6 protein-coding genes and 1 pseudogene are annotated in these 13,300 nt (G+C 56.1%); 3 read left to right on the forward strand and 4 right to left on the reverse strand.

Translation table 11 applies throughout. The features are described 5' to 3' along the window. The first annotated feature begins 105 nt into the window (after window positions 1–105). Entirely contained in the window at window positions 106–7,179 is a 7,074-nt protein-coding gene (locus ACYZT3_RS04105; RefSeq protein WP_462031568.1) for a TcdA/TcdB pore-forming domain-containing protein, read from the forward strand. An 11-nt stretch (window positions 7,180–7,190) separates the two neighbouring features. On the opposite strand, the pseudogene ACYZT3_RS04110 reads toward ACYZT3_RS04105, so the two are convergent. Next, window positions 7,191–7,262 (reverse strand): annotated as a pseudogene (locus ACYZT3_RS04110) (MarC family protein); the annotation flags it as partial. 6 nt (window positions 7,263–7,268) lie between these two features. Next, complete coding sequence (locus ACYZT3_RS04115) at window positions 7,269–7,919, reverse strand: hypothetical protein (protein WP_462031569.1); 651 nt, start codon at window positions 7,917–7,919, stop codon at window positions 7,269–7,271. 262 nt (window positions 7,920–8,181) lie between these two features. Here ACYZT3_RS04115 and ACYZT3_RS04120 point away from each other — a divergent pair, with 262 nt between their 5' ends. Continuing rightward, the gene (locus ACYZT3_RS04120; protein WP_462031570.1) at window positions 8,182–9,000 is read left to right on the forward strand and encodes a hypothetical protein; all 819 of its coding nucleotides are present in this window, start codon (window positions 8,182–8,184) and stop codon (window positions 8,998–9,000) included. Window positions 9,001–9,047: 47 nt separating this feature from the next. Next, entirely contained in the window at window positions 9,048–9,704 is a 657-nt protein-coding gene (locus ACYZT3_RS04125; protein WP_462031571.1) for a hypothetical protein, read from the forward strand. A gap of 111 nt (window positions 9,705–9,815) precedes the next feature. Here the strand turns inward: ACYZT3_RS04125 and ACYZT3_RS04130 are convergent, their stop codons facing one another. Both ACYZT3_RS04130 and ACYZT3_RS04135 read right to left on the reverse strand, forming a co-directional pair. Beyond that, entirely contained in the window at window positions 9,816–10,412 is a 597-nt protein-coding gene (locus ACYZT3_RS04130) for a MarC family protein (protein WP_007937197.1), read from the reverse strand. Window positions 10,413–10,475: 63 nt separating this feature from the next. Further along, window positions 10,476–13,253, reverse strand: coding sequence for a hybrid sensor histidine kinase/response regulator (locus tag ACYZT3_RS04135; RefSeq protein ID WP_462031572.1), 2,778 nt, complete (start codon window positions 13,251–13,253; stop codon window positions 10,476–10,478). Between the last annotated feature and the right edge of the window lie 47 nt (window positions 13,254–13,300).

A 13,300-nucleotide genomic window follows, 5' to 3' on the forward strand; every position in this document is an offset into this window, starting at 1 on the left:
GGCATGAGTGAAAGGGTCGCTGGGCTCCACGTCCGGTGGCGGTGTTTTTATGTGTCTGCTTGTTGGCATATTAATTAAAAGAATAAATCCAGGAGTGTATTTTCCATGCAGGATGCGAAAGTTAAAAGCAGTGGCGGCTATGTCAAGTTCGTCAATCTTTTCAAGTTGTCTGACCTTGAGCAGGCACTGTTGCCGCACAAAAACAGCGAGCAATACGAGGCGGTGATCCGTTATTACTTTGCCTGTATCGGCTTGCTGGAGTCGCCCAGATTACTCGAGCCGTTGGGGCTCTTAAAACAGACGCTGGTACAGTTACTGGACAACCATCGCGTGAAGCGCAGCCTCGCAGCGCCGTCGACTCGCATTGCTGATGGTGCCGTGGATTTGTCGCAGATACATGACAGAGTCGAACGTTATGAGTCGCGTCTTCAGTTCAGTGTCGAGCAGATGAAAGTGGTGGCAACGGAAGTTCCCAAGACGTTGCACTTTGTCTGGCTCGGCGGAGGTCTTGGCGTCATTCAGCGCGATTACCTCAATGTATGGAAACAGGTGTTGGCCGAGCAGGGCTACACCCTCAATCTCTGGTATGACAGCGATGCGCTGCTGACCTGGCAAACCAACAAACTGATTGTTGACGCCGCCAAGGCAGATGCCCTGTTGCAGGTCGCGGATAAGAGCATCTCCGAAGATGAGCTGGCTACCCTGTACGAGGAGCGCGCCATTGTTCTGAAACAACAGATGTATGCGCACATCAATACGGCGGTGGCGAAAGGGGGATCCGCCGATGACGCCCGGATGGATTTGCTGATCCGAGCCTACGGTCAGAATGCGGCGGAGCTGCAAGCGTTGAAGGAAGGCAATCATCGCAGCGTGCTGGAGATGGCCGAGGGTGGCTTCCAGTTGCGTGATCTCGATGCTGGCGCAGTATCGCTGCAACTGCGGGACATCTACGATCGGGAGATGCGTTTGCGCGGCAATCTGGCGGCGGCATCCGATGTGGTGCGCGCCGAAGTCCTGTATGCCGAGGGTGGCAGTTACGCCGATGTCGACCACCTTCCACCGTTGTCAAAAACCCAGGGCGCAGTCGACCTCAGCGGTCTGGCCCCCGATGCCCGTCTGGGAATTCTGCAGTTGTTGCTGAACAACAATCCTGAATGGATGCCTGGACGTCAGGCATCCTCAAGGTATTACGAGAGCATTCCTCTTGAACATGTGCCGGCACTGGAGGCTTTTGCGCAAAAACGGCCAAGCCTGAGCGAGGTGTTCCAGGCCCCGGCGGATCAGCTGGCTCGACCTTTCATGCTGCGCGCACTACCCAAAGACACTACGTTAACCAATGCATTTCTGATGGCACATCCCGGCTCGGCGGTATTGAAAGCCGTGATCGAGCGGTTCCGTTTCAACTATGGAGTGATTGATGCGTCGACTCGGCTGGCCGCGCAGCGGGGTGTTGCATTGAGCGATTTTGACCTCATGGCGCCGCTGGCGCAGGACGTGCTGGAAAAAACCTATGGGCCGCTGATTGGGCTGCAAATGGAAGAAGAAATAACCGCAGCCTTTCTGGCGAGTGCTGTGGCGTCCTACTTCCGCGACGGCATTCGCCTTCAGAGCGAAGGGACAATCTATCTGACCGGCCCGGGTGCCTTACGTGACGGCATGAACGATTACGCCAAAGCGCACTTGACACCCTCGGTTGCCGTGGCTGTACGCGAAGAGGCAGCCATTGCGGCGCACTCGACAGTCAACCGCGATACCGAAGAGGAGTTGGACCACTCCTGGAAGGACAATGAAACCGACGGGGTGAAGTGGGTCAGCGACGAGCAGCAACGTTGGCGCGAAGGCCGATACACGACCCGTTACAAGGGCGATCTCGCGCAACTTCTTCAATCTTCGACGATTGAGTTCGAACAAGGCTGGCCTTTGATCGAAGGACGAGCGGTGCTGCTGACCGACGTGTTGCAGCGATTGGTCGACGGACTTGGTGAGCCGTTCATCGAGGCGATGAGGCAGGGACACAATGGCGCAATCCGCTTCGAGGAACCCCTGCCGCTGAGTTTTGATGATCGCCAGGCAATCAGGAACCAGGCTTTCGAGGCGCTTACTCCAGCCTTCCTGAGCGATGCGCAAATTCAAAACCTTGGGGTCGATGAACTGCTGAGCGACATCGCCAGTGGCTCCCGTCACTTCATTGATGCAAGCCCTTTGCAGAGGCTGTCGCTGGGCGTGTTGTTAGGGCTGGATTCACTGCATAACCAGCGCTTTGTGGAGTCCTCCAGCGAACTGGACAATTTGGCCAACAGCGTTGCCGAGCAGGGTGCCTCTGGCCGTTACGCCGTCATTGAACGGCAACTGTACAAGCGTAAGGCTGCGGGGTTCATGGCCGGGCTGGCCAGCGATCTGGATCAGGCGCCGATGTTGTCCGACAGCGCGCTGGAACTGAAAAAAGCCGCCTTGAAACAGGCGCCAACGCTGTTTCAGTGGGGCCGTCGTGTGGCGCAGATCCAGCAAGTGGCCACCCTTGAACATCGCATTCAGCTCGGCGAACGGTTGGCGCAGGTACTCCATGATTTCGAGGCCAGCAGCATCCACCTGGTTCCCCAGGATCTGCTGCTGAATAGCGGTGGCGAGGCGATTGGCGGGCGTTGTTATCCGCTGGCGCTGGCGATGAGCGCGGCGCTTGTGCAGATTAATATGGCCTCCAGACGCTTGCGCGAGCGTTTCTTTCTGGCGGTGCTCGAACCTGGGCAAGACGATTCGGCAGCCTTTGTGCAAGCGCTGGAAGAGCTGCGGGACGTGCAACTGAGCGAGGTCGGGACGCCGCTTGAGCGCGCGGATCTGGATCAGGTCACTGCCGCCCTTGAGAAACACGCTGGCACCCGCACGCTGATGCTCAACTCTGATAATCATTCGATGCTGGTGGCCAAGACCGTTAACGCAGGACGCGCCACTTATCATTTTTATGACCCCAACTTTGGTCTGTGCGAATTCGAGCATCCCGCCCTGTTCAAGCGGGCACTGGAGCACTTCTTCCAGAAACAGGGCATGGCCCGCTATTACGCAGCCTATGGTTCTGAAGCCCGGCCAGTGTTTGATCTGATCGAACTGCAGGGTGAAAAGGTGGCAGCCTTGCAACTGTCTGCCGGATTCGCTGTGGAGCAACTGCTCAAACCCGATCCATTACCGGGAGTAAAGGGGCCCACGATTCGCCAGCGTCTGAACAGTGCCCACGGGAAATCGCTGGTCGACAATTCGCACCTGGGCAGCAGTTTGCTGGAGCTGGACAGCCACTGGTGGGGACAGCAGATCGCGCACGCTGCTGCCTCCTTGCAGGATTTGCATCCGTCGGCAACGCCGTTGGTGCCGTTGTTCGAAACGCTGGAGATCACGCCCGAGGGCAAGTACCGGGTGAGTCTGATCAATCCGTCAGACCCGCAACACGTGATTCAGGTGCTCAGCGACGATCACCGGCTGCTGCGGATCAAGAACTGGCTGTCGGAACAGTTTTCGACCCTGGCGCGCAAACCGGTCGAGACGGGCGGCGTGCTGGATCCGACCGAAGCCGGCAGTGTCCACACCCTTAACGCAGGCTTCACCATTCAGGCGTTGATGAACGCCTTGCGAGGGCGGGAAGGGGATGACCGGACACTGACCACCTCCGTGCGCCTGCACGCGTACGTTAACTATGCCCAGTTGGTGCATGGCAATGTCGTGGATGTGGTGGGCCTGGTGCAATTGGTTCGCACCGCGCTGGGCGAAGAAAAGATCATCGCCCGCACGTGCGCTCCGGTAGTCGGTGAGGCCCTGGGGCATGCGGCCAACGAAGGTGTCGGCGCCGTGTTGGGGCTGGCCAATGTTGGCTTTGATGTCTATCAGTTGACGACGGCGCAAACAGACGTCGAGAAAGCTCAGTTCGGCACTCAGCTGACATTCGATTCCGCCAGCCTGGCGCTAACGGCGGGCGGCATCGGTGCGGGGCTGGCTGGTGCGGCGACCGCCGCGGCGGTGCTGGGTGGTGCGGGGGTGATTCTCGGTGGATTGGCCATTGGTGTGGCAGCACTGGCCCAAGGATTTGCCAATATCGCGCGCGAGGCGCAGGAGGTCGGGAAGTTTTTCGACGACATGGAGCGGGCCTATCGCGGGGGCGGCTACCGTTACGATGACGCTCTGGCCGCGTGGGTTGCGCAGCCCTCACTGATCGTAAAAAGCATCGACTTGAATGCCGGGAAGGTGATGCTCGACAGTCCAAAGCTGTATCCCCTGCGCGATCATTTCGGCGTGCCGGACTTCGACCCCGATTACGCGCGGGCGATCAATATCCGTCGGGAGCTGGGACTGCACGCACAGATCGGATTTGCACCGCCCGGCGGCCAAACTATCGTGCTGCCGTGCACACCGCAAACCTGTTACGGCTATCAATACAAGGCTCTGCCCTTTGCCAGCGCACGTCACGATCGCGGTTTCGACACGGCCCGACGCCTGGAGAAAAAGCAATCGGACGGCCAGTGGCTGTTTCGGTTTTCGTTCTATTCCTTTCCTTCCGATTACATTCTTTATCGCCTGACTCCGGTGTATCGCGAAACGCTCATCGAGGTGCAACTGGATGCGGTGGAACGTGCACTGGTGATCCCCGTTTTGCCGAAAGTCTGGCACGGCAAATTGTCTTATCAGCTGACAGGCGCAGACGCCTCCTGTTCATTGACGCTCAATCCCGGGGCCAATATAAGCCTCGTCTCACCGAGACTGAAGCGTTGCCGCTGGGTGTTGCAGGCTAGCTGGGTCAGTGAACGTGATATTCGGATCGAGTCTTCGGGCGAACTGTACGTAGGCAGCGTCCACGTGACGTTTTCCGGCAAAGGTCTCCACGAGGTGCTGATCAGGACGGCTGACCAACGGCTCAAAGTCAATCGCGGTAAAGGCCAGTTGGAGTTTCTCGAACAGACGGCGCCAGACGGACTCGATGAACAGGTAATGCTGGAACACTACAAGAGCCTTGCTCAGGCGCATCGACTGGTGCTGCCGTATACACCGGTCCATCACTATCTGATCCCGTTCGAGGATCCGCAGGAACCGCGTTACACCACGGCCTGGTATGACTCCCGCGAAGATCGCTTCCTCTATGTCCGCAACGAGGAAGTGCTCGACATCAGCGAGCCGCAGCTATCGGTAGTCGTCGATGGATCTGCCTATTTTTACGACCCAGCGGATTTCCAGATCTGGCAAGTGGATGCCGCGACAGGCTTGCTCAAGCATCGGTATTGGTTATTGCTTCAGGATGGAAAAAGCATCATTCGCAGTATCGAAGCGGATGCCCAAGGTGTGATTCATGTCGTGCAGGAATACGTCGTGGGCAATCAAGCGGTCAGGCAATACCGTTACTTGATTCATGACGGGCAACTGCTGTTGAGTTCCGTCACTCACGACATGGCGCCGGAACTGCAGGCGCTGGTTCTGGCCAACGATGCGCAGGCCGACTGGTCAACGGTACTGGGCAAGTTTCTGCGACTGGAAGCCCGTCCGTTGAACAACGGTGTCACCACGGTCGACTGGCAGCCGGCCCCTTACGTTTCGATCTGTTGGACGATTGAACCGAAGGTCCGGGGCATGGTGTGGGTGCGCAGCCGCGATCGACTTCTCATCGTTCCGCAGCCCGGTCGGCATCACGCACGTGGCTGGGACGATTCGATCAAGAACCTGAACGATCTGATGCTGTTGACGATGGCCGATGACAGCGATGTGTTCCTTATTTATGAGCGACTCTACCGCAACCAGTCACTCAGCCGACTGCAACGGAGCGGAAAAAACGGCAAAGGGCAATGGACACACCGATGGGTGCAGCCCGACGGGCTCAAGCAGGTCGTGGCCATCGAGGGCGGCTATGTGGCACTCGATGAAAACGGGCTGTTTTTCAACCTGACCTCGCAAGGCGAGGTGCAACTGGGTGGCTTGAGCGAGCAGTGGCTCAAGGATCGTGCTCAATGGTGGCGGGCGCTGGAGCCGATTGCCGAGCAATATCCGGGCAAGGATTTTGCGATTGTCGGTGTGCGCAATTTCACCGGTAGCGGCAACTTGTGCGCCTGGTACGTGAATAACCGTTTGGTGCTATGCGATCCAGGACTCGACAAGGAAGTTCGCTTGCTCGGCGTAACCCCGGACAATCAAGCGGTCTGGCTGTTTGATCTATCGAGCGGTGAGATCTGGACCCAGAATTTCATCGATCCGCAGCAACTCGATGAGGCATTTGGCGCCGGCTCGCAATTGTTACTGAGCGACAACCTGCCGGCTTATCAGCGGGAGTGGGAGGACTGGCGGTTCGCCGACGTGACGATTGATGCCGCCGGATTGCGCGGGATAACCGTTGACGGCGTATCACTGGAGCTTCGTTATCAGGAGACGGAGATCATCACTGGGGTCAGCCACGATTGGGTGAGCGTGCATGGCGAACACTTGATCAAAGATCTCCAGTTGTTACTGGAAGCGGCGGAACATCCTGAGTTTGTGTCTGTGGAGTCCGAACCAGGCAGCTTGCAATGGTATGACGTGCAAAGTGCCCGGCTGATCCGGATTACCGGTGAGAACCTGCCCAGGGATTTTGCGCTGCTGGGTACTCAAGACCAGGTCAACGTGTTGCTGCATGAGCGCCAGGATGGATGGGTGCATCTCTATCCGGACATGCGAAGCCTCGGGCCGTTCGATTATGTTCAGCGCAACGGCGAAGTGCTGGTCGTCGAAGGACAGACGGCCCAGCGCGATCTCTTGCCGCTGATTCCCGATGACGTCAATACGTTGATTCTGCGATTGGGGCAGGGCGCCGTGACGTGTCACCTGACGAAGGCAGTCTGGCGGAAACTGGACTCGGTCGTCGTCGACTGCCGGCATGCTCTGGGTGAAACTCCGGCCATTGTGGGCAAGTTGATTTGGGCGTTCGACGAGCCTGAAAAACTGTTGCTCGAGATTGTCCAGGAGCATCTGGTCATTGTTGACCCGGACAGCGAGCACTGCTTGATCTTCCGTGATGTGTGTTCCGCCGACCCTGCATTGCGCGGTGAAGTGTTCCTCGCGTTTGAAGCGTTGCAGTCACATCCGGTATCCATGTTCGTGGCGCGGTTACGGGACAGAAAAGGCAAGGTTGGCAGTGCAACCCTGCAAGAGCTGCTGACGGAGTCGGCATTTGCAGGGTAAGCGGCCGTCACTCAGGGCACCAGATACCCCTTCTCCCCGGTAAAAATGATCTGCGCCGCAAGGGCGCAGACAAACAGGCTCATGGAGTTTCAAAGGGACTCAATGAGTGAGTTCTTTTTTCTCAAGGAAAATCGCGCCATACGGTACCTATCAATTAACAGTTTGAGTCGTGCTCTGTTTTGCGCGAATTTTTCTCGATTTAACATTAGATGTACAGCTCGACGAATAATTTTTGTTGATCGATCTTCCCAGTTCCAGAATAAAAAATTACCGTTTTTTGTTTCGGAAAACAACTGCACTTGAATGATTGTTATAAAAAGGTTGCCTTGTAAGTCATACTTGGCTGGTATAACTTGTAATGTTTGCCCCTCCCCTGTTTCTTCACCCAGCGACAGCATTGCTGGGTTGTTGGACTTCAAGGCGTCGAACGTGTCAATCATTGCATTTTTTTCAACAGGGTCCTTGAACATCCATACAATATAGTCTGCTAAAGACAGGGTTACGTCGTTATGTGTAAGTTCTTTAATTTCACTGTTTACGGTCCAGCCCAAGTAATCCATTGTTTCTAGGTATTCTAAAAACCAGCTGTCTGAGTCGGCATATCGGTAGTAACCGAGGTCGGCCGATTTGGTTGCAATATTTTGGCTGTCTGCCAAGTCGTTGTGGTCGCTCAAGGACATTGTTTCAACATAGGAAGCCAGGGTCGGGCCGGTTACTAGCCCGGAGAGTAGTTCATTCATGGGTGAGGTCTCGTCAGAGTTGATATTGAATTTTCTTTGTTTGTGCGAGGTTGCATTGTTTGGATTGTATGAATACAACTGTTGGCGAAAATTTAAAAGTCATTAGGTTTTTTAGTGTGTGTCTGGTTTTTTGTTCGATCATGTGTGAAGTTGTTTTGCCCTTACATATTCAGTAATCAGTGGGGAGTGTTGTGTAAGGAGGTGATGAGTTAGATTGGCGTTAGTCCGCAGGAGCGGTCAATTGGATAAAAAAGGAATAGTTATGAAATATTTTGAGAGTGTAATTGGCGTTGCGCAAAGCGTTGAGTTGATAAAGGCCCGCGTTAACAAACGTAAGGCGCTGGCGTCCGTTGGCCCTCGCCCGCGTGCGTTTGCCGTACAGCAAGATGACAGCCCGACAAAGGAACTCGATGCGGTGATGCTGGGCGATGCGCTAGTTGGTTATGGTAAGGGTATGTCGCTTAGCAATATGGCGATGATGGAGAACTTGATGACAATGGCCATTATGGAGGCTAATTACGAGGTTCCCAAGGGAAAGAATACTCAGCCATGGTATGAGGAATTTGTCCGATGCTTAATGGATCTTGGATGTTTCATTGCCGAGGATGGTTACACTCGGTACTCCGAGAGTTCTTTGCGTGTCAATATGGACTATGTGATTAAAGATATCGTTAAAGGAATATTGGACGGTGTGAAGGCCAGTGTGCCAGCGGCGGCTGTGCTCGGTGGAGTAATAGAATCCACCATTGGTGGCTTGAGGGATGATGAGAAAACCTTGAATCTTTTCAATCGTGAGGTAAAAATACCCGAAGGTGCACGACTGTCTGTCATTCCATGCGAGCAGTTGGAGAACGGTGTTCTAATCGCCTCGACTGCGTCAATAAAACAGGCAGGGTCTTCGCACAACGGCGGGGTTCTCTTTGTAAACTGGCAGTCTTCTGCACTGGAAATCTTTCGAGGGAAGTCGTTCGTCACCTTTAATCCTGCACGTTATGAGGAATTTCGAAGTGACATTGAACAATATCTTGGCGAACATCGGAAGGAAGTCCTGAAGCAAAGGTTTAGTCGTCGTAGGCCTTAAAATTGCTTAAAGAGAAAGGCGCTGACTTTTTTGGGGAGAGTTGAATAATGGAATATTCAGTTTATATAAGTGCATGCAGTATTTTATTACTGTCCCGATCATTGTCAGAGTCTTTACGGCAGAGCGTGCAGGATTCGACTCTTTTTTCCCAGCTTTGCGCAGACGAGGATTTTTTCGAAAACTCGGTGACTGTGGAATGGCACGAAGTTTTCAAGGAGTCTTTGGAGTCTTGTGGCTGGAGTTTGTACGAACAACAGGAAATGTCGTTAGCTGCTGACGGCGAGCGATTCACGCTTACAAATATTCTGCTCGGCGTTTTTGGGGATCACCTTTCACGTGCGCAGAAAAATTGTCTGGATATCGCTTCCAAGCTACTTGCTGCGTTGCCAGAAAGTACACCACTTGCCAGGATATTCCGTGATCATACGGTGATGAAAGGGCAAACTCATATCAAGATGCAATTAGGCATCGTTGACAAAGAGGGACTTCTTAAAGTTACTACGGTGCTTTTCGAGACCGTTGAGGACGTGGGGGCGAACCTCATTGATCATGTTTTCGATCCAGCCCAAGTGCAGGGCGGCGTGAAATCTGGTTTTGTTATAGCTCGATTTAACATCAAGAGCTATGAGGAGAATGCAGAGAACGTTGTGCAGTGGCTAGGTTCGCAACGGCAATCCCACTCCGGCCGTCTCGATCAGCCGTAAGGATGACGACCTCATTCGAGGGCGTCTCCCTTTTCTACCCAGTATCCCGAAGATGTTTCATATACGGGATACTGGGTCGTCGATCGTTTGGAAGAGGCGAGTGGGTGTGGCTTAGGGCACCAGATACCCCTTCACTCCGGTGAAAATAATCTGCGCCGCCAACGCACACACGAACAGCCCCATCAACCGGCTGACGATCTGCAAGCCTTGGTCACCGAGAATGCGCTCGATGCGGTTGGACAGATAAAGGACCACGCCGACGGTGAAACTGGCTAGGGCAATACTGAGAATGGCCGTGAGTTTGTCGTCCCAATGAGGCTGACTCACGCCCATCACCAGTAGCGCACCGATGGTGCCGGGGCCGACCGTCAGGGGAATGGTCAGCGGGACGATGGTCACGTCCTGCTGCACATTGTCTGTCTGCACCGCCGACTTGCCTTGGGCCATGCCCAGCGCCGAGATGAACAACACACTGCCGGCACCGATGCGGAATGCGTCTACGGTGATGCCGAAAACACTGAAAATCACCCGCCCGAACAGGTACAGCAAGACGCTGGAGACCAGCGTGGCTGTCGCCACTTTCCAGGCCAGCCGACGTTGTTCCTTGCGCGAATAACCGCGGGTCAGACTGATGAAGCAGGACAACACGAAGAACGGGCTATAAAGCACCAGCATCTTCAGGTAAACGCTGAACAACACGTGGAGCATGGTGCAAGCTCACTGGCGAGGGAAGTCGAGGGGAGTCTATCAGGCGCTGCGGGGTCTGTCGGCTCAGGACGTTTGAGTCGCTGCCCGGATCTGCTGATCGCGCTGGGCCACCCAATGCTCGATCAGGTCGCGCAGTTGCGACAGCTCGACCGGTTTGGCCATGTGCCCGTCCATGCCGGCCTGACGCGCGCGCTCTTTATGCTCGGCGAGGATGTGCGCAGTCAACGCCACCACGGGGGTGCGAGTGCGCTGGTTGCCGACTTCCCAGGCACGCAATTGCTGAGTCGCGGAGAAACCGTCGAGGATCGGCATTTCGCAGTCCATCAGGACCAGGTCATAGCGCTGGGCTTTCATCGCCTGCAAGGCTTCTTCGCCATTGCTGGCAGTGTCCGGTTGCAGGTTGAGCTTGCCCAGCATGCCGCGAATTACCTTGGTCGAAATGCTGTTGTCTTCGGCCACCAGGATGCGGAAATCGCTTGGCACCTTCACCGGTAAAGTCGGTCCGACGGGCAGGTGCTGCGAGATAGAAAGGCCCTTGTTTCGCTGGTTCAGCTCATCGGCCAACGTCGTCTTGAGGGTGTAGCCGGCCACTGGTTTGGCGAGGATGCGTTTGATCCCGGAGTTGCGCGCGATGATCTTGCTGGGTGCGTTGCTGATGCCGGTGAGCATGATCAGCAGGATGTCGTGGTTCAGGCTCGGGTCTTCCTTGATCTTGGCGGCCAGTTGCATGCCGGTCATGCCGGGCATGTTCTGGTCCAGCAGAACTACGTCGAAGTAATCACGCAAGTGGGCCTTGGTGCGCAGCAGCGCCAGCGCTTCCTTGCCGGACGGTACGGCACTCACATTCAGGCCCCACGCGCTGCACTGCTGCACCAGCACCTTGCGGCAGGTGTCGTTGTCGTCCACCACCAACACCCGTGCACCCTGCAGTGGGCCATCAAGGTCGGACGTCGGGTGCTCGAGGCGGTCAGGGTCCAGCGGCAGGGTCAGCCACAAGGTGCTGCCCTGGTTGGCGCCACTCTTGACGCCGAACTCCCCTTGCATCAAGCGAATCAGCTGGCGGGCGATCACCAGCCCCAGATTGCCTCCCAAGCGGGTGGCCGAGAGGAAGTGCTTGCTGTGCAGTTCGGCGTGCATCAATGCGTCGCGCTCTTCGGCGTCCATCGGCTCGCCGCTGTCCTGCACGGCAATGCGCAAGCGCGGTTTGGCACTGCGCTCATCGAGCGCGACGACGATGAGGATCTCGCCCTCATCGGTTTTCTTCAGGGCGTTCTCCAGCAGACTCAGCAGGGTCTGGCGCAGACGCGTCGGGTCACCGCTGATGACGCGCGGCACTTGCGGCTGGATAAAGCTGATCAACTCGACGTTCTGCTGTTCGGCTTTGGCGCGGAAAATACTCAGGCAGTCTTCGATCAACGCGTTGAGATCGAACTGAACATCGTCCAGTTCGATCTGCCCGGATTCGAGCTTGGAAATGTCGAGGATCTCGTTGATCAGCGTCAGCAGTTCGTTGCCGGCACTGTGGATGGTCTGCACATAGTCGCGCTGCTTTACCGAGAGCGGCGTGCCCAGCAGCAGCTCGGTCATGCCCAGCACGCCGTTCATCGGGGTGCGGATTTCGTGGCTGATTTTTGCCAGGAATTCGGCCTTGGCGTTGATCTCGGCGTTGCTGGCAGCCAGGTCGCGGCTGACGCTGAAACGGTCTTCGGTGATGCTGCGCTGACGTTCACTCAAGGCAATGCTCATCAACAGGCCACTGATGCAGATGAACACCAGCAAAGTGATGATCAGACCTTGAGGCTCCACCAGGGTCAGTCCCAGCAGGGCGGGCAGGATAATCAGCGTACCGGCGTTGAACACCACCATTGCCGCCACGAAAAGACGTGCCGGGCGATAGCCTTTTTGCCAGTGATAGGCGCTGACGAACAACATGGTCAGACCCGCGAGGGCGACCAGCGCGTACGTGATGATGTTGAGCGGCAGCGTATTGACGAACAACAGCAGCAAGCCGCAGACACTGATGAACAGGATGTCGCCCAGCAGCAACTTGTTCAGCGGATGCGGGCCGAGCGGGGCGAAGAAGCGATAGGCAAACATCAGACCGCAGGGCGCTGTCAGCAGCAGCGCGAGGTAAGCCCCCGGCGTCTGGACCGCATGCCAGTCCGGCAACCAGGGTCCGGCTACATTCAGCAGCAGGACCAGGCTGAGCATCAACAGCCCTTCGCAGCCAGCTAGCCAGAGACTGCTGCGCGAGCGGGTGTAGGCATAACGAATGACGTTGTGCAGGATCAGCATCGCGATACAGCCGAGCAACAGACCGTAGATCAGCGTCTGATTCTGATTGGCGGCGGTCATGACCGCCGACTGCAGGGTGATGTAAGGCCTCAACTGATGGTCGGAGACCAGTCGCAGGTAAACGTCGAGGTTTTTTTCGCTTTGCGGCAGCGGCAACATGAAGTCGCTGCTGGGCAATGGCCTTTCGGCTTGGGGCTGTCCGGTACCGGTGTTCAATTGCTCGATCAGCGTGTCGCCGTCCAGCACATAGAGATTGAGGTGCGACAGGTCGGGAGCGAACACCCGCAGCAACTGTTCGTGCTTGCCAGGCGCGAGTCTGAAACGCAGCCATAAAGCGCCATCGGGCTCGGCGGCGGTGAGGCGGTCGAGTTCAATGGGGCTGAATTGATTGGTGTAGCGAGTGGAACGGATGTCGCTTAGCTGCAGGTCGCCCTGTTCGTCGAGCAATACCGCCCAGCCACTGCCTTGCACGGCTTGGGCCGGGAGCATGCAGAGCAAGGTCAGCAGAGTGACGGTAAGACCTATGGCAATCCTGAGCCAGCGCACGGCGAAATCCCTTCGTAGGTTGATGCCAGAATTATAACTATGCGCGG

Source organism: Pseudomonas sp. MDT1-16, from assembly GCF_054898115.1.

Coding starts and splice junctions, on each gene's coding strand:
- ACYZT3_RS04115 (WP_462031569.1), bottom strand. CDS start 7,919: ATGAATGAACTACTCTCCGGGCTAGTAACCGGCCCGACCCTGGCTTCC.
- ACYZT3_RS04120 (WP_462031570.1), top strand. CDS start 8,182: ATGAAATATTTTGAGAGTGTAATTGGCGTTGCGCAAAGCGTTGAGTTG.
- ACYZT3_RS04125 (WP_462031571.1), top strand. CDS start 9,048: ATGGAATATTCAGTTTATATAAGTGCATGCAGTATTTTATTACTGTCC.
- ACYZT3_RS04105 (WP_462031568.1), top strand. CDS start 106: ATGCAGGATGCGAAAGTTAAAAGCAGTGGCGGCTATGTCAAGTTCGTC.
- ACYZT3_RS04130 (WP_007937197.1), bottom strand. CDS start 10,412: ATGCTCCACGTGTTGTTCAGCGTTTACCTGAAGATGCTGGTGCTTTAT.